Origin of the sequence: Bernardetia sp. ABR2-2B, from assembly GCF_037126435.1 — a bacterium.
Taxonomy (GTDB): Bacteria; Bacteroidota; Bacteroidia; order Cytophagales; family Bernardetiaceae; genus Bernardetia.
In genome coordinates this window covers 1,755,948-1,779,121 of record NZ_CP147020.1, presented here as the reverse complement: position 1 = coordinate 1,779,121, position 23,174 = coordinate 1,755,948, and the positions used below count along the sequence as shown (strand labels likewise).

The 23,174-nt window shown below is 31.6% G+C and carries 20 protein-coding genes; 4 read left to right on the top strand and 16 right to left on the bottom strand.

Annotated elements, in window-relative coordinates; translation table 11 throughout:
- Positions 1 to 60: 60 nt before the first annotated feature.
- The 14 genes from WAF17_RS07415 to WAF17_RS07350 all read right to left on the bottom strand — a co-directional run bounded on the left by WAF17_RS07415 (position 61) and on the right by WAF17_RS07350 (position 17,287).
- Entirely contained in the window at positions 61 to 876 is an 816-nt protein-coding gene (locus WAF17_RS07415; protein WP_338768246.1) for a leucine-rich repeat domain-containing protein, read from the bottom strand.
- Between the two features lie 376 nt (positions 877 to 1,252).
- Positions 1,253 to 1,771, bottom strand: coding sequence for a YkvA family protein (locus WAF17_RS07410; RefSeq protein WP_338768243.1), 519 nt, complete (start codon positions 1,769 to 1,771; stop codon positions 1,253 to 1,255).
- 79 nt (positions 1,772 to 1,850) lie between these two features.
- On the bottom strand, positions 1,851 to 2,516 hold the full coding sequence (locus WAF17_RS07405) for an alpha/beta hydrolase (RefSeq protein ID WP_338768241.1): 666 nt from the start codon (positions 2,514 to 2,516) through the stop codon (positions 1,851 to 1,853).
- A gap of 115 nt (positions 2,517 to 2,631) precedes the next feature.
- Complete coding sequence (locus tag WAF17_RS07400) at positions 2,632 to 3,063, bottom strand: hypothetical protein (RefSeq protein ID WP_338768239.1); 432 nt, start codon at positions 3,061 to 3,063, stop codon at positions 2,632 to 2,634.
- Positions 3,064 to 3,477: 414 nt separating this feature from the next.
- On the bottom strand, positions 3,478 to 4,461 hold the full coding sequence (locus WAF17_RS07395; RefSeq protein ID WP_338768237.1) for a hypothetical protein: 984 nt from the start codon (positions 4,459 to 4,461) through the stop codon (positions 3,478 to 3,480).
- 165 nt (positions 4,462 to 4,626) lie between these two features.
- Positions 4,627 to 7,932, bottom strand: a complete 3,306-nt coding sequence (locus tag WAF17_RS07390; protein WP_338768235.1) for an ATP-binding cassette domain-containing protein — start codon at positions 7,930 to 7,932, stop codon at positions 4,627 to 4,629.
- A gap of 349 nt (positions 7,933 to 8,281) precedes the next feature.
- On the bottom strand, positions 8,282 to 8,644 hold the full coding sequence (locus WAF17_RS07385) for a DUF1987 domain-containing protein (protein WP_338768233.1): 363 nt from the start codon (positions 8,642 to 8,644) through the stop codon (positions 8,282 to 8,284).
- A gap of 107 nt (positions 8,645 to 8,751) precedes the next feature.
- The gene (locus tag WAF17_RS07380; RefSeq protein ID WP_338768230.1) at positions 8,752 to 9,333 is read right to left on the bottom strand and encodes a SiaB family protein kinase; all 582 of its coding nucleotides are present in this window, start codon (positions 9,331 to 9,333) and stop codon (positions 8,752 to 8,754) included.
- A 381-nt stretch (positions 9,334 to 9,714) separates the two neighbouring features.
- Positions 9,715 to 13,182 carry a PAS domain S-box protein gene (locus WAF17_RS07375; RefSeq protein WP_338768227.1) on the bottom strand — a complete coding sequence of 1,156 codons (3,468 nt, stop codon included), beginning with the start codon at positions 13,180 to 13,182 and terminating at the stop codon, positions 9,715 to 9,717.
- Positions 13,183 to 13,250: 68 nt separating this feature from the next.
- Positions 13,251 to 14,036 (bottom strand): GAF domain-containing protein, encoded by a 786-nt coding sequence (locus WAF17_RS07370; RefSeq protein WP_338768224.1) that lies wholly within the window; start codon positions 14,034 to 14,036, stop codon positions 13,251 to 13,253.
- A 46-nt stretch (positions 14,037 to 14,082) separates the two neighbouring features.
- Positions 14,083 to 14,691, bottom strand: a complete 609-nt coding sequence (locus WAF17_RS07365) for a chemotaxis protein CheB (protein WP_338768221.1) — start codon at positions 14,689 to 14,691, stop codon at positions 14,083 to 14,085.
- A gap of 105 nt (positions 14,692 to 14,796) precedes the next feature.
- Positions 14,797 to 15,633: a protein-glutamate O-methyltransferase CheR gene (locus WAF17_RS07360; RefSeq protein ID WP_338768219.1), complete on the bottom strand. Its 837-nt coding sequence runs from the start codon at positions 15,631 to 15,633 to the stop codon at positions 14,797 to 14,799.
- A gap of 211 nt (positions 15,634 to 15,844) precedes the next feature.
- Positions 15,845 to 16,765: an ion transporter gene (locus tag WAF17_RS07355; protein WP_338768217.1), complete on the bottom strand. Its 921-nt coding sequence runs from the start codon at positions 16,763 to 16,765 to the stop codon at positions 15,845 to 15,847.
- A 111-nt stretch (positions 16,766 to 16,876) separates the two neighbouring features.
- Positions 16,877 to 17,287, bottom strand: a complete 411-nt coding sequence (locus WAF17_RS07350; RefSeq protein WP_338768214.1) for a hypothetical protein — start codon at positions 17,285 to 17,287, stop codon at positions 16,877 to 16,879.
- 128 nt (positions 17,288 to 17,415) lie between these two features.
- Between WAF17_RS07350 and WAF17_RS07345 the strand changes: the two genes are divergently transcribed.
- On the top strand, positions 17,416 to 18,669 hold the full coding sequence (locus WAF17_RS07345) for a hypothetical protein (protein WP_338768211.1): 1,254 nt from the start codon (positions 17,416 to 17,418) through the stop codon (positions 18,667 to 18,669).
- Positions 18,670 to 18,709: 40 nt separating this feature from the next.
- Positions 18,710 to 19,039: a hypothetical protein gene (locus WAF17_RS07340; RefSeq protein WP_338768209.1), complete on the top strand. Its 330-nt coding sequence runs from the start codon at positions 18,710 to 18,712 to the stop codon at positions 19,037 to 19,039.
- A gap of 78 nt (positions 19,040 to 19,117) precedes the next feature.
- On the opposite strand, the gene WAF17_RS07335 is transcribed toward WAF17_RS07340, so the two are convergent.
- Positions 19,118 to 20,197 carry a zinc metalloprotease gene (locus WAF17_RS07335; RefSeq protein WP_338768207.1) on the bottom strand — a complete coding sequence of 360 codons (1,080 nt, stop codon included), beginning with the start codon at positions 20,195 to 20,197 and terminating at the stop codon, positions 19,118 to 19,120.
- A gap of 574 nt (positions 20,198 to 20,771) precedes the next feature.
- On the opposite strand from WAF17_RS07335, the gene WAF17_RS07330 reads away from it, so the two are divergent.
- The gene (locus WAF17_RS07330) at positions 20,772 to 21,746 is read left to right on the top strand and encodes a hypothetical protein (protein ID WP_338768205.1); all 975 of its coding nucleotides are present in this window, start codon (positions 20,772 to 20,774) and stop codon (positions 21,744 to 21,746) included.
- A gap of 100 nt (positions 21,747 to 21,846) precedes the next feature.
- The gene (locus WAF17_RS07325; protein ID WP_338768202.1) at positions 21,847 to 22,488 is read left to right on the top strand and encodes a TetR family transcriptional regulator C-terminal domain-containing protein; all 642 of its coding nucleotides are present in this window, start codon (positions 21,847 to 21,849) and stop codon (positions 22,486 to 22,488) included.
- 210 nt (positions 22,489 to 22,698) lie between these two features.
- Here WAF17_RS07325 and WAF17_RS07320 read toward each other — a convergent pair whose 3' ends face one another.
- On the bottom strand, positions 22,699 to 23,115 hold the full coding sequence (locus WAF17_RS07320; RefSeq protein WP_338768199.1) for a hypothetical protein: 417 nt from the start codon (positions 23,113 to 23,115) through the stop codon (positions 22,699 to 22,701).
- Positions 23,116 to 23,174: the final 59 nt, after the last annotated feature.

Genomic DNA, 23,174 nt, shown 5'->3' with positions numbered 1-23,174 from the left:
AGTCTTTATTCTTGATTGAATAAAGACTTTTGATTTTTATATAAAAACGAAAACAATGTTTTAGAAAAATACTGTACAATCAGGCTGTTTCTTCTGTAAAGCGTTTGCAGTAGCTTCAGTTACTCTTGTGTTTTCACAATAAACAATTGAAAGTGTACTTGCTCTACTAAGAGGTGAAAGGTCTGAAACTTCTGTTTTTGCAAATACGATTTCTCTAAGTTTCAAAAGATTAGAAAGAGGAGCAAGACTTGACACCTTTGTCTCTGAAAAAGTAAGTTCTCCTAGATTGGTAAGGTCTTTTAGAGGAGCAAGACTAGCCACTTTCGTACGAGCCATATAAAGCACTTCTAAAGACTTTATATATTTTAACGGAAAAATATTACTGACAGGCGTATTTGAAAAATCTAATACTCTAAGCTTACGCATTCCACTAAGAGGAGCAAGGTTAGAAATACGAGTTTCATAACAATCTAAGCGACTAAGTCCTGTCATTGAACGTAATGGCTCTAAATCACTTATTCCAGTTCCTGAGCAATCTAATTCTTTAAGTCCTACAATATTTCTTAATGGGTCTAAAGAAGAAATTCCTGAATTACCATCACACCAAAGAATTTTTAAATTTTTGAGTTCTGCTAAAGGTTCTAATGTGCTTAGTCCACTATCTTTACAATCAAGTTTTTCGGCAGCATAAATCTTACTTAGTTCTGCAGCTGAAGGAGAAGCACCAACACCAAATTTGGTCATAAAAACTTTTTTCCAGTTTTTATCTAAAGAGTTCCACCAACTTGTTGAGAGTTGTGCATTAGCCTGTGTAGTTATAAGAAAGCATACACTACAAAAAATGCTTATACGGAATAAATAAAGCAATTTTTTCATAAATAATTTCATTTTGAGATTCTTAAAAAAGAGTGAATAAAGTTGTTACATACAACCGAAATAAGTTTGGATATAAATAGTATGATTGAAATATTGATTAGTTTTCTTTAATCTAAATCAAAGACAATGCTAAAGTTCATATATTTAAAAATAGATGATGAGTAAGTGAAATGTTACCTATCAACTATATTCTTAGTCTGCAATTATTATGCAAAAAGATTTTTTGTAGAGAAATCTAGTCAAGAGTTTATCAGATTAAACGAAGTAAATTCTTAGATTTAGCATAGACAACAAAAAAACTTTGCCAAAACAAGAGTAGAGTTTGACAAAGTTGATATGAGTTTTTTATATAAAAATATCTTTGTTTTCTATTATTCTATGTTGTCAGACGAGCAATTTGTTGAGCTTCTTCCCAATCTTCAAAGTCTTTAATATCATCACTCAGAGAGCCAATTGTCCAAGAGATAAGAGCAAAATCGTCCATCATTCCAATAAAAGGAATGAAATCAGGAACTAAGTCCAATGGAGAAACCAAATAGATAATAGTTGCTGTTGCTTTTACTAAAGAACCCCAAGGAAAATCTTTGTATTCTTTTTTGTAAAGCGCACGAATCAAACGCAAAAGAGTTTTGAATTTTTCTTTTACCTCTTGACTCATTGGTCGGTCATTTTCTTTATTATTGAAATGATTATATGCTTTATTTAGTAAAGCAAACATTTTATTTCTACTTGCAATTACCTTAACTGCTTTTTTAGTTGCTACTTTATAAAATTTAGATTTTTCGACTTGTTCTTCTGTATCAATTTGAGAGTTAGGAGTAACTATTGGATTTTTTTGTTGCACAAAATCTTCTTCTGTAAAATTAGTAGGACTTGCTTTGGGTGTATTCGACATATTTATTATGAGTTATAATTTAAAAATCAAGTTAAAAAAATGTATAAGTAGTGTTGTGTCTTGTCTAAATAACTCAAAACTACCTTAAAGAGTTTTCAATAAATTCATTTAAAACATCTGTATATATTCTATGAGTACCTTTGTAGGGAATTAAACTTGGAGTAATATCTAGTTTTTCTAATTTTATAAGATTTGTTTTTAGTCCTTCTTCACTTATAAATTCATCTTGGTCGCCGTAAAAAAGTGTTATTTTATCTTTCATTTTTTTATAGAAAATACTATCAATATCGTGAGCTATCATTCCTCCCCATACTAGAAACTCAGAAATTTCAAAATTTGTATGAGCAATCCAACGACTTGCCGTAGCAGCTCCCTGTGAAAACCCTAAAACAATTATTTTTTTGTTTTTACTGCTAGAAATATCTTTTAATTCATTGCTTATTAAAGTTTCTAAGTAATTTAAGTTATTTTCTATATCTAATTCTCTATCATATTTGGTCATCCAGTTTGCTCCCACTCTTCCTGTAAAGCTCTTCAAATAAGCTGTTGAAAGTCCTTGAGGTGCAATTACGTAATGTCTTTCAGTATTAGATTGAGAATTTAGCCCTTCAAATTTTTTTATAAAATATTCAGCTAACTGTCCATATCCGTGAAATACTATCCATATATATTCTGTCTCATTGGATAAATTTCCAAAAGTGAAATATCTAGCTTGATGCGAAAAGGAGATTGTTTTTTTTGTCATTATTTACCTTTCTTTAAATTAAACATGAAAAAAGAGCAAAAGATATGTTCTTTTGCTCTGTAATGCTTTAGCTAATTAATATAATTAGTAAACTTTTTCTATAAATAGCGAGGTTTTAGCGACGGAAACCTAAAACGGCAGCTCCACAATAACTATTTGAGTCTTTAAAAGTAAAACTCAAATAATAGATACCTGTTGATGCACATTTGAAAACGAGACCATCATAATACTTGTTATTCAAGTAGCTAGTTGCTAACTGCGAACGACGAGAGTCATAAAGAGTAGCAATAAGACCATTTGGTCCTCCATCTTTACCAGCCATACGAATCATATAATCAGTACCTTTACTGAATACACACGTGTATTCAATTTTTTTACGACTTCCTCCTTTACCGTCAATACGGTAACTTTTTACGAAAGTGTAACCTGGAGCGAGTTTTTTGAGCGCAAGGTTGTTATAAAGGTCAGTATTACATTGTGCTTGAGCGTCAGTAGCTGCAAATGCGACAAAGAAAAAAGCACAGAAAAGAATTAATAAATGTTTCATACGTTTTGCTTATTTGGACAAAAACTTGTTCAATTAGGAATTAGGAAATAGTATAATTAATGTAACAATTAGGTTAATAATGAGTGATGTTGCAAATACTTTTCCAAAAGTAAAAAAGATAGATAAAAATAAAGAAACGTTTCTCTCAACCTAATAAATTGTACTCAAATTATACTAAAGGTTTTATTCTATTTTAGAAGACTTCTAAAAGTAAAGATAAGTTTTAATTTATCTCCAAATAATCAATAACTAGTTATTGATTATTATTTTATTGTTGATACGCTTCTTTATTGTGATATAATCAAAAAACCGTCCAATCTTAAATTTTATATTGAATTCTTATTAAAATCGGTCTATTTGAGGAGCTAAAGGGGTTTTTTGATTATATTTTTGTGTCAAAAATTTAGAATAAAATTAATTACTGATAATTTTATTACGGATAGAAGCTACCAAACTATTGATAGACTGTACATCAGACTCGGATATATTGACAACAGTTTCTTTTGTATCTGTGATTACAATTTCACCATTTACGACTTCCATTTTTGGCTGCCCGTCTTTTTCTACAATTTCTACATTTTCATATACTTTTTTGAGTTCTTCCAAATCAGCTATGAAACCACTAAAGTTAGGTTTGTTTTTATAAACATTCAAAACTAAAAGAATACGGTTCAGAACAAGTTTTTGTTCTCCTATTTTTTCTCTAAGGTCTTCATTACCACTTTCTTTGAAAACTAAAGAAGTAATATAGTTAGCCTCTAACCAACCACCTGTAAGAATAAGAATACTTAAATACTCACGTTTCTGCTTACGAAGTTCTGTATTGATTTTCTCAAAATTCTGAGTAGTAAGTTGTAAGAGAGAATCTAAATCTTTGTTAGATTGAGTTAGTTTTTTGATGGTTGTATAATCGAAGAACTGACCAATATTTAGTCCATCAGCTAATTTTTTGACAGAGTTGAGATAGTTTAGTGCATCTTGATTTTTTTCATAAATATTAGCATAACCTAAATCCGTACTATACACACCCAAGTTCAGAGCCTTTTTGTAATTATTAGTATAATTATCTACTAAATCAGGATTACTCAAATTATCTTTGTGATAATCTGTTCCCAAATCTTTTATTAAAATAGAAACCTCTAAAGGTGAAGGGATAGACTGAATAATATCGTTCATAACCCCTGGGGCTAAGATATCTTCGTCAGCTCCTGTATCAGCAGTTCCTGCATTTGCTTCTGTTGTTCCTGTTGTTTCTTCTGTTGGCTTATCTCCTCCACAAGAAGTAAGTGTAAAAAGACCAAAAGTGAGTAGAAAAGCGATGAGTTGTAGTTTTTTCATAGAAAGCATTTTTTTCTTAATTATAGAACTGGTATGAATAGAATAAACTAGATGTTTCATATAAGAGAATATTGTCGTAATTGAGATAATTTTAATGATATGAGTTTGATAAACTAAATAGGTTTAACTCTAAAACTAAAATGAGTAATTAAATAATAAACTAAATTAGTAAATCTATTAGAAAAATCAAGTAATAACCCAAAATTGTTTTAAACTTGTATTGAGTTATTTTTTCTTTTTCCTAAAGTTAATACCTCCAAGTACATCAATTAATCTTTTGAGTAATTCAAAATAAAGAGTAATAAGTAGTAAAATTGTCATTACCCACATTACACATACATTAAACCACATTGTATCAAAATAATTACCTAAAAATTGCTTTTCAGGAGCAAAGAAGTGAGTACGATAGTCTAATGGGCTAGAAAGGTTATTTGGATTACGAACAGCAAAAATAGGGTCTGTTTGTTGTACCAAAAATCCATTTCCTTCTACATATTTATCTTTTATCATTTCATTTTTCACCTGTGATTCTAAATACTCATTGGTGTATTTATTTTTTCGTTCAACTACTGAAAGTTTGTTTGCAGGGTTTTGTTCCATTGCATTTATGATGCTATCTTTTCTTTCACCAGCCATCACAAACTTGGGAGTCAATACCTTTGAGCGTATCATTTCCAAGACAGCTTTCAGTTTGTCAGCCATTTCTCTATCAAACTCTATAATTTGAAGTGTCTTTTCCAAATCTATATTTAATAGTTTTTGCTCTTCTGAAGAAAGTTCTAAGTCTTCTGCCTGAATCTTCAAACGATCAAGTATTTCGTTTACTTTTTCACTTTCCCATTCGTGTTTAAGCAATGCAATATCATCTTGAAGCAATACCATAACAGAATCAGCATTCTCATTTTGTGCGCTCTCTGCATAATTTGCTGAACGGTCTAAAATTTCTTGCATCTTTGGAATCCAGAAATTGGCTTTATGTTGATACTGACTAATCTCAAATTCTACATCAAAAATCTGCCTTTCAAAAGGATTATCCTTAAACTGCTCAACAGCCAACGCTTCATACGCCCAACGAGAAGCCATCAAGTCAGCAACAAGTGGAATACGTCCCTTTTCTACAATTGAATTATTAAGTTGGTCAAATCTAAAAATTGCACCACTCAAAATCATTTGAGGAATAAGTAATAATGGAATAAGAATATAAACAGTTACAGCCGAATTGAAGGAAGCTGAAATATTTAGTCCTAAGGCATTGGCAAAACAAGAAATACTAAATAAAACAAGCCAATATTGCCAATACATCCCTTGAATCTCTAAAATAGTATTACCAATGAGCGCAAAAGTGAGCGTTTGAATAGCTGAAAGAGTAAACAAAATACCTACCTTCGAAGTCAGATAACTTATCCTACTTAGATTTAAGAACGATTCTCTCCTCTGAATTTTTCTATCCCGAATGATTTCCTCAGCACTTACTGTTAATCCCATAAAAAGAGCAACAATAATAGCAATCAGCATATAAGCAGGTACATTATCATTATATCGGAATATATATTCTTCTGCATCTTTTGCATTTTTGAATCGGACGATTACAGAGAGTAAAAGTGCAAGTAAAGGAGCTTCTAAAAGATTTATCATCATATACTGCGTATTACTAATCTTAGAGAGAAAATCTCTAGTCATAAAAATAGCAGCCTGTTTTATCTTTGAAGGAATACTGAGTGAGTTTGGTGGTGGCTCGTTTACAGTTTCTACTGGTGAAATAGAATGTGTTTGTTTGTACAAATCGTTCCATTCTGGTGGAGCTATTTTTCTTACACCTGTATATTCTCCATATTCATTTACTACTCTTGCTTCAATTATATTAAAGAGAAGTTCTGGTGTAACTGTTCCACATGTTTGACATTGTCCGTTATCACTTCCTACTTGATTTGTAGCACGTTTGAAATAAGCAATCGCTTCAACAGGATTTCCATAATAAATTGGATAGCCTCCTGTATCTAACAAAATCATTTTATCAAACATCTTATAAATGTCTGAAGAAGGCTGGTGAATTACTACGAAAATAAGTTTTCCTTTGAGTGAAAGTTCTTTTAGAAGGTCAATTACATTTTCTGAATCTCTTGAAGAAAGACCTGATGTAGGCTCATCTACGAACATAACGGCAGGTTCACGAATAAGCTCCAAAGCAATATTGAGACGCTTACGTTGCCCTCCACTTATCATTTTATTCAATACACTACCCACTGTAATGTCTTTTATTCTATCTAATCCTAAACTTGCCAAAACCTCCATCACACGAGCATCAAGCTCTTCTTCACTAAGATTTTTAAAGCAAAGCTTAGCGTTATAATACAAGTTTTGATAAACACTGAGTTCTTCTATTAGTAAATCATCTTGAGAAACGTAACCAATTACGCCCTCTACCATATCTGATTCTGTATGAAGATTGAAACCGTTTATACGTACTTCGCCCTTATAAGGATTTTCCAAACCAGCCAAAACATTGAGAAGCGTAGTTTTTCCTGCTCCACTTGCTCCCATTATACTGAGCAGTTTTCCTGGTCCTTCTGCAATATTTACGTTGCGAAGTCCGATAGTTCCGTCTGGAAAACGGAAATCTAAATTAATGACATTAAATGAGATAGGATTTTGTTGAGCTGTATCATTATAACGAGTAACTAAATCACTATAATAAAGAGGCGCACCTTTCGGTGTTTTGAAAACACTACCATTTGAGAAAAGAACGATTGTTCCCTTTTTGACAAGCTGACCATTTAGGAAAATCTCATCATTACCATTATATTTTGTAAAATATAATTCAACACTTTTCAGACGAATAAAAACAATTTCGCCATCTAAAAGTCCTGAATCAATGAATTTTTTTCTGCTCTCTACTGGAGGAGCTTCTTCATCAAATACTAAAAGGTCTGGGGAATCGAACATTTGAGGAGAATCTGTTGAGATAACAAAGTTTTCCATCAATTCATATTCTTCTTTTGGAATTCTAAAGATTTCAGAAGCTGTTTGTATAATTTCTAATCTATGGCTACTAAAGTTTCTATCAACGGCAAGCATCTCTAAAATCTTAAATGTAACAATAACTTTTTGCTTTTGAGCAAGTGTTTTATTGATATTTCTACATACTTTAAGCGTACGCATACTATCTTTTAACTTAATGTTTCCACTATCTCCTCCTTCTGCTGCTTTTTTTGCTTTTCGTTTAGCTCTTCGTATGGCTCTAGCTTTATCTTTTTCTTGCTGTTCTATTTCTTCAGGTGTTTTGCCTTCTGTTATTATAACTATATCTTCTGGATTTTCTGCTGTTGCTTCAGCTCCTTTTTTATCTTCTCCTTCTACTCCTGATTCTGCATATTGGTCATAGAGTGCAACATATTCAGCAAGTCTTTTTCTATCCAACTCTTGTTCGAAGAATCGAATAACAAAATTACGCTCGGCTTCAGATACGCCACCGTCTTGTTTAGAAACAACTGCAAATAATTGGGTTAGGGCTTTTAGTATTTCTTCACTCATATTCTTTAATGTCGATTACGAATTACGCATTAAAAATTACGAAATTCATTATTAAGTATTACTTCTGATTCGCCACTTGAAAGTCAAGTTTCTATTTATATAATATCTTCTTTCTTATCTCTTTTAAACTATACAGTTTTGTAAATCAAGAGTATTTTTATTTAAAAGGCATAAAAGGGCAAACTTCGAATAGAGAAGACTAAGCGAAATTACCCTATAAAAATTAATTGACAATGAATAATTAAGTATTTGATAATCAACTCCTTAATTACACAAGCTGTATAAATTAACTTCACATAAAAATAATCAATTCAAATGAGCTGTTATTCTTATAAAAAAACTATTTTTATTAATAGGTTTTGAAGTCAAAAGGAATATCTACAAGGTCAGAAAATTCTTCTCCTGCTTCCTCCATATCTTCATCATCTTCATGAAAATACCAAATTACAGATGCACCTTCAATTTCTTCTAATTTAGAAAGAATATCCAAGATAAGTTTTGATGATGCAGTATTGAAATACTCCAACTTAAACATAAATTTCGTGTCTGGATTTACTTGGTTTTCGTATTCGTCTAACCAATCTAAGATAGGTTGATAAAATTCGGCTGCATCTTCAGGAAGAGAACGACCAGATATTTCGAATGCCTGACGATCTTTGTCTAAGATTACTTTTGGTGTGTCTTCTGTTGGTTCTAAGTTGATTACGTCCATATTCTTTATAGAGTATTTTTAGTATAAAATTCTAAAATGAGTTGTAAGTTTGAATTAATATAGTGTCAAATTAAATTGACTGTATTTTGAATATTTTATCTGTTATTTTAACCTTTTTTTTCTGCATCAGGATTACGATTGATTGTCATGCGAAGTGAGAAAAATGAAAGTTCATCATTGATCTTCTCAAAGTCAAAACGAATTTTATTACCTGATTTACGAGCCATATCAATGAACCCAAGACCTGCGCCTCCTTTATCAGATAATCCATCTTTTCCAACGCCTTTCTTACTTTTGATAATGCGTTTGTATTCTTCTTTTAGACCAGCAGCATCTAACAAATTAATTTCTTCAAGACGATTCTTTAAAGCTTCTACTTCATTTGTAAAAAGTGGATTCCCAGAAAGAACGAAATAATGGTCGTCAGTTTTGGCTAAAGAAAAAATAGCATTATTCTTTCCATAAATCTCTTCTTGATAGCTTTGAGAGTGTTTAAAGATGTTTTGTAAATCTTCTACCATGACATTAAAGACCTTTGTCTTGACTTTGCGTTGCTCACCAAAGGAATCCATATTACGTTCTGCCATTGCCAAAACAGCCTTAGTTATTTCTTGACTAAACTCGCCTTCATATACTAAAAGCAAGCTTTGTTTGAGCATAACCTTGTGTAAGTCATAAATATATTTCATAATTAGTGGCTTAATATCTTGAAAATGTCTTGAGAGTATCTTTAAAAAAATTAGAGTCTATATTAAAACAATTAAGTAAAATAGTTGAATCAAAATATCTGTATGATAAACCTGCTACAAGCTAGTTTAACAAAAGTACATAGAAAATGATGTTCTAAGCAAAGGTTTTGTCCAAATAAAAAGGCTTTTTAGCGAAAATAAAGAGCATTTGTATAAGATTTTTACCTACTGTTTGGTTTTTATCTAAACCTTTATCTTTAAACATGCCTTTAAGTTAGGATAAATTATTAGAAGAACAAAGTAAGAATTAAAATAAATTAAAAAAAAGTTGATTTTCTTGAAAACTTAAATGAACCTTCAATAAAGTCGAAAAGAAGTTTATCAAAACTTAATGCCAATCATCAAAATATCATCAATTTGTTTACTATTTCCCATCCATTGCTCAAAACGATTTTCGAAAGTAATATGCATTTCTTCCATGTTTTGATTTCTATTTTCTACTAAAATTTCACGTATCTGTTTAGCAGAGAATTTTTTATCCTCTTCTCCTCCAAACTGGTCAGGCAAACCATCAGAGAAAATATAAAGTGAATCTCCTTTAGAAATTTTATAATTATGATTACTAAAGTCATCAGATTTACTGTAAATAGCTCCACCACCAATTGGTTTTCGGTCTCCTTTTATTTGTATTAAGTTACCTTCTTTTGGTAAGACATATAAAGGACGATGTGCTCCAGCAAATTCTACCTTATTTTGTTTTCTATTAATACGACAAAGTGCAATGTCCATACCGTCTTTGGTATTTCCTTCTGTATCCTGTCTTAGTGTTTGTGCAACTCCTTTATTTAGTCTATCTAGTATTTGGGCAGGAGAAAGAATAGTCTGACTAGAACTTAAAATTTCATTTAAAATAAAGTATCCAATAAGAGAAATCAAAGCCCCAGGTACTCCATGTCCTGTACAATCAACGGCTGCAATATAAACATCATCGCCCTTTTGTACATACCAAGGAAAATCTCCACTAACAATATCTCTAGGTTTATAAAAAATAAAGGAATCTGGAAAAATGCTTTGTAAATGACGACTTTCTGGTAAAATTGCACCTTGAATACGTCTTGCATAGTTAATACTTTCTGAAATTTTACGGTTTGTTTCTCTAACCTCAAATTCAGTTCTTTTTCTCTCTGTTATATCGTGAGAAACTACCAGTATTGATTCTAAATAAGCTTGGTCGTTGTACTCAGGAATCGCTGTTGTTTGCATGACACGCTGACCTGCAACCGAATCAATTTCTAGTTCCCTTAGCACTTTATTTCCTGTTCTATTTACTTTTTCTGTAATTTCTTCAATACGTTTGACAATAGCAGTAGGCAATTCTGAACCTTTCATCATCTTGTTTGTCAGTGTTGAAGGCTCTAAACCAGTTAAATTTTTGATGGTTGGATTGACATAAAAAATCTTTCCGTCTGGGTTCAGACGCATAATAAGGTCAGGTGAGTTTTCCGAAAGTGCTTGCATTTGTCCACGCATACGAGATTCTTGTTCGGCACGTCTTCGCTCTGTAATATCTCTAGAGTTAATAACAATACCTCTAATAGCAGGGTCGCTCAAACGATTTGTTCCTGTAGCTTCTAACCAAACAGCATCTCCATTTTTTTTACGGTATTCATATTGAATAGTAATATTTTCGTCTGGATGTTCTAAAAGGTTTTCAAAAAGTTGCCTAAAGGCTTCTTTACTTGCTTGTTGAACATTATCTACATCATTTGTTCCGATGAGTTCAGATTGTTCGTAGCCCAAAATAGATTCAATAGATGGACTTATGTAGCGAACTTTTCCATTCTTCTCATAAATAGTAATTACTTCTGAGGCATTTTCTAGCAGGACTTGCATACGTTTTTGAGTACGATTTACTTCCAAGACTTGCTCTTCTAGTCGTGCATTAGATTTACGGAGTTCCTCTTGTGTAGATTCCATTTCTTCTGCATTTTGGCGCAAGACTTCTTGTTGTAATTGAAGCTCTTCACTCATTTGCTGTGATTCTTGAAGAAGAGAAACAGTACGGTCATTTACCTTTATATTGAAGATAGTTCGGGCAATAATAATACTAATTTCACGAACAAAATTTACCTCTGTATCAGTAAATCTTGAAAACCCTGCAAATTCCATTACTCCAAATACTTTTTCATCTGTAATAAGAGGTACGATAAGTAAAGCTTTTGGCTTCTGTTCTCCTAAAAGTCCTGAACTAATGGTCATATAATTATCAGGAATTTCGGTGCGAAGAATAATATCTTGCTCAATAGCTGCTTGTCCTACTAATCCCTCTGCAAAACGAAATGATTTTTTGAGATATTTTCTTTTATGATAAGCATAGGTTGCACTTATTTCAATGGTGCTTTCTTGTGTAATTTCATCTTCTTCTACAATATAAAAACTGCCTTGAACAGCGTTTATTTTTTCTGTGATAAAAGCAATGATTTTTTCTGAAAGAAGCTCTATAGTTTGATATTCACGTAAAATCTGTCCTACTTCTGCTACACCTGATACAATCCAGTTTCTTTGTTTGTCTTTACTATCTGCATCTTGAATACTATCTCGCATCGTAATCAAAGCATTACCCAAGGTGTCATTATTGCCCATAGGTTTGAAAGAGGCTTTATAATTTCCCTTTCCAATCTGATAGGCAAAGTCAGCTGTTCGTTTGAGAGCTTGTACTAAATTATTGACAGCCTCTGTCATTTGTCCAATTTCATCATTGGTTTCTTTTTTTATTTCTTTTGGTAGTTCTCCTTTTGCTACAATTCCTAAAACAACTTGTAGGCGTTCGATAGGACGAGTAAGAAGAGTAGAGAATATAAAAGAAAGTCCACCAGCAACAACGATAATCACTACACCTGTTAGGATAAATGCAATGACAAGCCCATTCAAATCACTTTCTACGGCACTTTTGTTTACTTGTGTAACCATTCCCCAACCGACAGGTTCAATATAATTCCAAGTAGCAAGTGTTTCGTCGCCTTTATAGTCTATTGAAAACTCATAGCCTTCTGTTTTTTCTTTTAATGCTTTTTCCAATGCTTCTGCTTTTCCATCTCCCATTATTTTAGGAGTATTTGGACCTTGAGTTTTTAATTCATTTAAAATAGTAATGGTAGTAGCACTTTTTTGTCTTCCCAAAACAATCTCACCTGTTTCTCCTAGTCCTGTTTTATCTTCAACAACATTATAGATAACTTCCATATCTAGTTCGACAATGATATAGCCTATCTTTAAGTAATTTTGTTGTGGGTCGTAGATAGGAGCAATCGCTTCCATACGGCTAGGGTTTCCTGAAAGCTCTTTTGCTATTCTTGGTTCATTAAAATAAATTCCATCATTAGCGTGTGTCAGAAGCTCTTGATAACGGTCGTGTATTCTACCAAAAATAAGATAATCAGCTGTTGAATTAGTTTTATAAATTATCCTTCCGTCTTTATTGACAAGCACTAGATTTGGATAGTCATAGGTTTCTTTAAAGGGAAGTAATGATTCATTTAATTTATTGCGAAGCTGATTTTGTAATGTATCTGTATATTTACTCTCACTAATTGTACTTACACTGCGAAGGGATTGAAGTACAGAAGAATATTCTTGAAGTAATTTAACATGCGAACTAATCTGAGAAAATACTCCTTGAATTTCTTTACTTTTAAGTTTATTAATTACTTTAAGGTTTTGCCAATAACGCTGTTCGACGGCTTCTTTTCCACGATCGTAAGAAACCCAACTTAGCACAAATGCAGCCATAAGCACTACCACTATAAGTCGTATTGTGATTTTGGTACGAATGCTGAATCGATTGAGCATAGAGATTAATTAAAGTGATTAATTAAATAGTTAGATTTATTTTTAAAATTAACTAATAATTTTAAATTTTATAGATGTTTGGCTACTAAATCAGCTACTTTATCTATATATTCTTTCTCTGAATCAGTAAATTCTTTAAAGGAAGCTAATTCAATAACTCCTTTTACTGGGTTTTCTTCTATATCTTTTTGAGTATTATCTTGTTGTATCGGAACAGCCAAAAGAACAGAAGGCTGACTTTCTCCTAAGCCTGAAAGAATATTCAGGTATCCTTCTGGAATGTCTCTAAGATATGTTTTTTGACCTACTTTGGCTACTTGCCCTGCAATCCCTTCTCCAAATTCGTAAAATAGAGATTGACTATCAGGCAGAGCAAAAGCATAGGTAGCAATAAGTTCTATTCTTCTTACATCTGTATCTATATGAGAGACATAAAACGCCCCAGAAACAGCTTCTAACTCATTACAAATATGTTTGAGAATCTCGTTTGAAGACTGTGATTTATTAGGGTTTTTGATTATTTCGGATAAAATAGCTCTTTGATTATTCCAATCTAAAACTTTTGTTTTAATTTCTGATTCCTGTGTATTTTCATTCACATATCTATCTACATAAATAATATCTCCTTGCGCTTGTTTGCGTTGCCACTTAACATAGAAACCAAACATTAAAACAAGTCCTAATAATAATTCAAAGATTATAAAACCCATTAAAAGATGATCATTTTCAGTCAAAATTCCTGCATCTGAAAGTTTTTCGTATAAATAAAGCAATAATAGACCAGACACAAGAATACCTATGGCATATATTACTGCCAAACCAAACCAGATACTATTTTGAAAGAATTTTTTCATTTATTCTCAATTTTTTTGTCTCTTTTGATGCTCTAAAAACTTTAAACTATATCTTTTCTTGTTGATAGATTTTATTTAATTTTAATAAAAAACCTATAATTTCATCTACCTTCAACTCGTAATCAATATCTACAATGTTTTTTGCAGCTAATGGCATTGCATTAATCATACTTTCTTCAATATCTTGAATAATTGTAAGTCCTTTACGGTGTTTTATTTTCTGCATTCCTACAGCTCCATCTTTATTTGCACCTGAAAGTAGGATACCAATTAATTTATCACGATATACATAAGCTGCTGATTCGAAGGTTATATCTATTGCTGGACGAGAATTGTTTAATAAACCTTCGGTATTCAGTGAAACAGAGTTGCCAAGTTCGACTGCCATGTGATAGTTGGCTGGAGCTAAATATACAATTCCTTTTTTAATACTTTCCTTGTCCATTGGCTCTATAATTTCTTTTTGGCTTTTTATGGAGAGAGCTTCTACAAAACCATGACGCACATGTTTGAGCCGATGCAAACATAGAAATATAGGTAAGGGAAACTCACGAGGAATAGAAGAAAGAATTTGAACCATAGGTTGAAAACTTCCTGCCGAACCACCAATTACGACTGCCTTGTATTTATTTATAAGATGTGCTTCTTTTACCATTTAGCTCAAAGTTAGCTGACTTAGGAACAATTACGAATTATGAAATAATCAGCATAGCTAATTAAAAATTGTGATTATATATAAAATTTTTTTATTAATATTAAATTAATCTTTAATTTTTTTATAAATCTTTTCTTCGTTATTTACTACAATAAATTTGTGAGCAATATCACACCAAATTAAAGATTCTTTCGAACCGATAACTAAGTAGCCATATTTGAACAAACTTTCGTGCAAACGGTGTAAAACTTGATTTTGTAGTGTTTGATTAAAATAAATCATTACGTTTCTACACAAAACTAAATCAAATTTTGAAAAAACACTTCCCTGTACCAAATCGTGTTTGCGATAGGATACATTTTCTAAAAGAGATTTATTTATTACAGCTTCCGAACCTACCTCTGTATAATATTTCTCTAAAGAATATTTACCTTGATAACGCAAATAATTCTTACGATTTACTTCCATGTGCTTGAGAGGGTAACGTCCTTCTTTTGCTCTAGCAATAATAGAACGGTCAATATCTGTGGCTACAATTTTTGCCTTATCCAAAATACCCATTTCATCTAAAACAATAGACATAGAAACAATCTCTTCACCAGAAGAACAGCCTGCGTGCCAAATACTTATTTTGTTGTGATTGAGCATAATGTTAGGAATGATATGCTCACGTAAGACACGCCAAAACGTAGGGTCACGAAACATTTCAGTAACATTTACAGTAAGTTCAGAAACAAACTCCTCAAAAAAGCCTTCTTTTGTATTGAGAATATGAATCAGTTCATCGACAGTTTGAAGCTTGTATAAATCAAGCATACGCTTGATTCGTCTTCGAAAAGACGACATGGCATAGTCCTTAAAGTTATAATCAAACTTTTCTTTAATGAAAGTAGTCAGTTTGCGTAGCTCGGCTATTTCTATTTCGCCCATATTTGCAGACATAAGGGAAGTTTTAAGTTGTTTTCTTGTTTGTGAATCTAATGTTTGTCCTAATTTTATCTTTAGTTTATAAGTTTATTAGGCAAAGTACATGCTTCTTTTAAACTTTACAAGCCTAAGATAACATTTTTTATCAATTATATAAGCAATTAATTGATAATCTATGAATTAGTGTAGATAAGTGAGTATCTTGATTAGAAAAAGTTTGTTCACTCTAACTTATCTCAGGCAATTTCCCTCCACAATGAGGACAATAACAAAGGTGTGTAGAATGAGTAGTAGAGTTTTCTGATTCTTCTTCTATTTCTCCATTCCGTTGCTTCAAATCTTGTAAAAGCTGTTTTTCTAATTGTTCTTTTGCTTCTTTTTCAGCTTTTTTGCGTTCCTCTACTTTCTCTAAAAAACCTGCACTCAAAATACTGGTAGGAAGTGCCACTACGCCAATTCCGATAAGAGCTGTTGCGCCATTTAGTATTTTACCTAGCATCGTAACAGGGACAACGTCGCCATAACCAACCGTAGTAAGTGTAACAACAGCCCACCAAAGCGTAGCAATGATATTAGGAAAGCCTTCTGGGTTAGTTTCATGTTCTACATAATACATCAAGGTAGAAGAAACTAAAAGTAAAATCAAGGCAAAAAATACAGTTGTAACAAGCTCTTCTCCCTTTTCTTTTAAGACATCATATACCAAATTTAAGGCACGAGAATAACGGTTGAGTTTAAAAACACGCAACAGACGCAAAAGTCGCATCATTCTCAAAAGACGTAAATCCTCTACACCCAAAAATGGTAGGTAAAATGGAAGAATGGCAAGTAAATCTACCAAAGCAATAAAAGAAAAGATATACTTTAGATAGGCTTTCCAAGCTGGAAGATGAGGATATTTTAGAGGAGCAGTCCAGAGGCGTAACAAGTATTCGACTGTAAAAATAGCAATAGAAAAGAGTTCAAAAGAGTGAAAGTATTCGCCATACTTTTGTTGTGCTGTTGGATAAGATTCCCAAATAGTAGAAATTACACTCAAAAGAACTAGTACGATTATGAAATAATCAAAATAAACACTTTTTTTGTCATGTTTTTCGCCACGTTCTATGATGGTATAGATTCGTATTCGAAGAGAAGAATAATTCATAAGGGACAATTACGGATTAAAAATTACGAATGTAAATTAGCCTATTTAAAAATAAGAACTTATTTAATTTATAATCTTGTAAATAAGTTTCTTTACTGACAAATTATTGACTTAATTATCTTCTACTGGTTTTACAAAAAGAATAGAATCAGAAACAGAAATAATCTCATAGCTTGACTTTATGTCTTTCAATGAAATATGAATAATGTTTTGGTTGTTCTCATTAGAGAAAGTCCATGTTCCTTCTTTGCCAACATAACCATCCGTAGCTGCAATAGCTTGTTTTTTGAGTGTTCCGTCTTCTTCAAATTTCCACCCTTCACGACCACGAGCAGGAGGAAATTCGTACGTTTCTGGTCGGTAGGCTTCTGTACCATTTTTATCGTCTTCGAAAGAGCGAATCCAAGTAGTGCCGATTACTTTTTTCATGATATCATCCGTCTGACAAGCCGTAAATGAGACTAATAAAACAGCAAATAGACAAAATATAAATAATGCGCTTATTTTTGTGAGAAATTTCATAAATATTAAAGTTAAAGTTACGAATTACGAATTACGAATTACGAATTTATTTTTTTAAAGACAAGAAAATCAAAACAATGAGTATAGAAATACAATTTTTTACTAATCACTAATCACTAATCACTATTTTGAAACCTGTTCATATTCTTGTACCGACATTTTTTTCATTTAGAGATGCACTAATGCAAACTTATACGTTGCCGTATGTCAAAATTATGAAAAAATATTTACCAAAAGGTAGTAAAATTTATTTAATGACACTAGAACAACCTCACTTTAAGATGAGTGAAGAGCAAAAAAAACAAGTAAAAACAGAGCTTCAAGATAAATACAACATTTATCTATTAGATTTTCCTTATTACCGTTTTGGTTTTCGTTCGATAGTAAATTGGGGAAGAATCGTTAGTGTACTTGTCAAGACAGTTTTAATAAAAAAAATACGTTTTATACATCCTTTTTGTGTTCCAGCAGGAGCAGGAGGATATTTAGTTTCAAAACTGACAGGAAGAAAACTAATAATAGACAGTTTTGAACCACACGCAGAGGCAATGCTAGAAAGCAATACATGGTCAAAAAATAGTCTTGCATTTAAGGTTTTGTGGAACTTAGAAAAGTTACAAACCTCACATGCATCTGCTTTTATTCCTTGTGTAAATGAAATGAAAAATTATGCCAAAAATAGATATGAAGTAGATGTCTCTAATCGTTGTTTGGAATCAAAACCTGCTTGTGTAGATTTAGATTTATTTGATTTTGAGAAAAGGAAAAATCCAAAGTTACTTAAAGAACTAGGCTTAGAAGATAAAATAGTGAGTGTTTATGCAGGAAAGTTTGGAAGTTCGTACTTAGAGAAAGAAATATTTGATTTTTGGAAAGTCTGTCATACCTATTGGGGAGATAAATTTAGAGTTTTGATACTTACTTCTCATAAAGAAGAAGAAATAAATTTGTATTGCAAAGCAAGTGATTTGGATAGAGATATTGTTACTACAAAGTTTGTTTTTCATGAGCATATTCCATCTTATATTGGTTTGGGAGATTTTGGAGTTACGCCTTTCAAACCTGCTGCTTCAAAACGCTATGGGACACCAATCAAAACTGGCGAATATTGGTCAATGGGACTTCCTGTTGTGATTACACCAAATATTTCAGATGATTCTGATACAATAGAAAAGTATAAAATTGGTTCTATTATGAATGAATTTACAGAAAAAGAATATTTACGAATTGCAGAAGAAATTAATGAGCTTTTGATTCATAAAGAAGAAACAGATTTACATCAAAAAATAAGAAATATTGCAGAAAAATACAGAGGTTTTCAAATCGCCCATCGTGTTTATGATAATTTGTATGGAGAAAATGGACGAGCTTGGAAATTTTAGATTTATTTTACATTAAAAAGAAATAATATTTATTTTAATTATGTGGCAAACAAATACAATTTGGTTTGATATTTCGATAGTAAGTACTACGATTGCGCTAGGTCATATTCTTTTAGGACACTTTGAGGAACGCACTTCTAGATGGAAAAAACTAACAAAGTATATTTTTATTTTAGTTGTGGTAATTTCTTTATCATATTTTTTCGGTCAAAAAATAGCTCTTATTTCGTACAGTCTGCTTTACATTCCTGTTTTGTATATTCATTTGATAGATTTGCCAAAAAAGGGAATTAATGGCTGGACAGGAAAACCAAAAGAAAAATATTATGAACTTAGAAGTTGGAATAAAAATATTTTTGATGAAGAGTAATTTATAAAACTTTAAGAAATCAAAAAAGCAACAATTTCTTGTTGCTTTTTTGATGTGATAACTAAATATAATTTTTTCTTATCTCATAGACTCTCTAGTTCCACCTGCTGCAAAAAGCGCACGCATTCTAGATTTTTGTCCTTCAGAGAACATATACATACAAGCATCATTTACATAATCCATATAATTCATTGTCATATCATTGCTTTTACAATTTACAGTAGGGTAACTAGGACAACCATAGTTAGGACCATCAGAAGAAGGTGTATCAGATACAAAATCATCTTGACGACAACGACCATCACCCCAAATATGACGTAAGTTTAAGTAATGACCAATTTCGTGAGTAAGTGTTCTTCCTCCATTAAAAGGAGCAGCAACATAACCAGTAGTTCCAAAATATTGAGGACCTACAACGACACCGTCAGTAGAAGATGAACCACCAGGAAATTGAGCATAACCCAAGATTCCACCACCTATTTCACAAACCCAAATATTCAAATGTGTTGAAGGAGTGATTGGATTAACACCACCAGCACTAGCTCTTTTCATATCATCATTAGTTCCCCAAGAAGTACGGCTAGATGCTGTACGAGTAACACCTGCAAGTGTGTACTGAATTTCTGAATCTGCTGCAAGACCTGCAAACTCAGAAGGAACTTGATTTATATCGTTATTAGTTTTTCTAAAATCTTCATTCAAAACAGCCATTTGAGAATTGATTTGTGCATCACTAATATTCTCTTGATTGTTGCTATAAATAACGTGAACGTAAACTGGGATTGTGATTGTACCTAGGTTATCAACAGGAGTATCTCCTCCTCCTCCACCATTGCCACCACCACCGTTTCCGTTTCCTCCCCCACCTTTTTTGGCTAGGATATTCTTACGTGTGTGTAGTTCAATATCAAACATTTTTTTCTCAAGACCTGGATTTTGCTTTAGTTTTTCATTCAAAACTCGCATACTATAACAAACACGGTCGTCTTTTTTTGTTGCTACTTTTTGATGAGAATGATTATCATGATCATCTGTATAAACATAGAAATCGTCCATGTTTACACTTTGTTCTAATTTCGAAGTAACTTCTGTTTTATGTTCACATGCTCCGAATGCTAAACCGATTAGAGCTAAGAGGAATAATGACTGCTTTTTCATAGGGATATTAAAAAGGGGAATTAATTGCTTTATGTAATAATTATTTATTAAGGAAGTATGTTTTTAACTTTGATTAGAAGTTGTAATGATTTGTTAAACTCTTTCCTTGTGCTACAAAGGTAATATAATTAAGGGGGTGAATCAAAATTTAAAACTAAAAAATACAGATATTTTAATTTTTAACTCTTTTAATGACATTTTTTGCAGAATTATACTCGGATTATTTAAAATAATTCAAAATTATATTTAATAGCTGTGTGTCTAAGTTGTGATATTCTAGGAGAGTTTTTTTATGAGTCTATGAATAGTTTGTGAATTTACATTGAAGTAAGTTTTTTTGATAAATAGAATAGTTGTATTTTTTATTGCTAATAGTACAATTTTTCAGTTGTGTGTAAGAATAGAAAAATACACGTTTCTCTTCAAAAAAATTGAGTAGCTCTTTTCTAACTTATTATTTTATGGATAAATTGTTTTTTTGGCATCCTATAAATAAAGGTCTATATTCTTTGCAGCATTTTTATTTCATGTTGCGTTTCTTAACAGTAAAGCAGAATTTAAAAATTTGAATAAAATGAAAATACAGATACCAAAACCTTGTCATGAAGACTTGAATACTATGAGTCCAACAGAAAGAGGAATTTTTTGTGGCTCTTATCAGAAAGTAGTTATTGATTTTTCGTCTATGACAGATGCTGAGATTGTTGATTATTTCAAAAAAATAGGAAGTCAAAAAACGTGTGGTTTATTCTCTACAACACAAGTAAACCGAACATTACAACCTCAAAAAGAAAAAATAGAAACTCCAAGACGAAGATTTTTCTTTAAGGAATTGGTAGCTGCTTCGGTTGCTTTCTTTCTAACTTCTACGACTGCCAAATCGCAAAATGACACAACACAAGTAGAATACAATCAAAAAATTGAAACGGATTCAATTGAAAGTATAGCTCCTCCTTTTGCTATCAATGGAAAAGTAGTCAATGGAAATGAGGTTTTATCAGAAGCTATCATTTCTATAAAAGGCACAAAACATAAAACAACTTCTTTAGAAAATGGAGTTTTTTCATTTTTGATTCCTCAAGATACTCTTCAACAGCAAGACAGTATTATTTTAGTAGCAGAATATGAAGGGTTTGAAAACAAAGAAATTGAGGTTGTTATTTCTTCAACTGATAATCAATTTATAAGTATAGATTTTGCTAAACCTATGAAGTTAACTCTAGAAGAAATAAAAAAGCCTATAATTGAAAAATCAATTATAAAATATTTTGAGCTTGAAACAATAACATTAGGTTTTGTAAATTTACAACCTGTAGAATATAGTAAATGTTGGATAAAAGGAGATATTGAACCTGATAATCTTGAACCTAAACTTCAATTCAAACTTGATACTGGTGAACCAAAAAAACTTCATAAAGAAAACATAAAAGAACAAGACACAAATAATCAACCAAAAGAAACGACTTTAATTCTTCATGTTTCAAAGTGGTACACAAGAGGTAGATTATATCAAAGCCTAAAAGATTTGATAAGAAGGAGATTTATTTAATTGAATAACAAGAACAAAAAAATATCAAAACCATTCTATGACAATGTTCGTTTAGATTACATTAGAATTAAAATTAAATCAAAAAACAGTTTATACATAAATGGACAATACAACCACATCAGCAAAGCAGCAAATCAAAAACATATTCATTCAATATATAAGACAGCATGGAAAAGCTCCAGCCACGCCTTATAACCTAATGGCAGAGCTAGGAGAAGATGAGAAATATTTTTATGATAATTATTCAAGCTTTAATAATATAGAACAAGAGATTTGGGGAGAATATTTGACTGAAACTGTTCAGCGTTTGCGTTCTGAGTCTGTTTATGCAGAATATATGGTGCGTGAAAAGTTACTTGCCTTTTATTTTACGTTAATAGAAGTATTAAAGGAAAATCGCAGTTTTGTAACCAACGAACTCAGTGCAAGAAATGGAGGTTTTAGAAGAAAAGTATTATCGGACTTCAAAAACGGCTTTTATGAATATATAAATGTTCTTTTGGAAGAAGGAATGGATACTGGCGAAGTAGAACAACGTATGTTTGTAGGAAGTAAATATGATAAATTACTATGGGCAGAAACTGAATTTCTGATTCGCTTTTGGGTAAGAGACGATAGCAAAAACTTTGAAAGAACTGATGCAGCCGTAGAAAAAACAGTCAATTTTGCAATGGATTTGATTGGTAGAAATTTAGCCGATTCAGCTTTTGATTTTGTGAAGTTTTTGTTTCAACGCAAATAAGGAACTACAAATACTTTTGAACCACAGAGTTTAAAGAGATAAAGGAGAACGACGAATACATCTTTTTGTAGAGAAAATGGTTTGCCTTTTCCTAGTGCGTAGTATTTCTTGTTAAAGCAAAAAAGGAATTTGAGTAAAATCAAATTCCTTTTTTTATTGAGTTATGTTTAATTTCTCGGCAAAGATGCTTTGTTGTTAAAAAAAACACTTTCATCTTATCTCATCAACAGTCAATTCAATATCAATCTTGTCAAGTGATGATTGCAGAAATTTGATATTCATTTTCAATCCATTTTCTATGTTTGAATATTCAAATTCCTTTTCATTTGTTTCAAGCAGCTTTCCACTTATTTGATACACTTGAAATATATGAATTACTTCCCCTCTATCATCTCTTACACACCAAACACCAGTTGGTTCGCTTGTTAAGTTTTTGCCTAAGTCGACTCCAAATGATTTTAGTTGTTCAAGAGTTTTTGATGATAAATTAGTAAATTCATTATAGAAGTATTCACAATCTTCACATTTGCAGTCTTTCGGAATTTTATTTTGGGTTAGATAAAATTCACGAGTTGCTTTGACATCAACTTCAATTTGATTTTTCTCTATTGTGAATTTCGTGTTCATCTATATTTGCTTTGAGAAGTTTTATTTATCTGATAGGAAAAAAGACTACTTGAATAAAA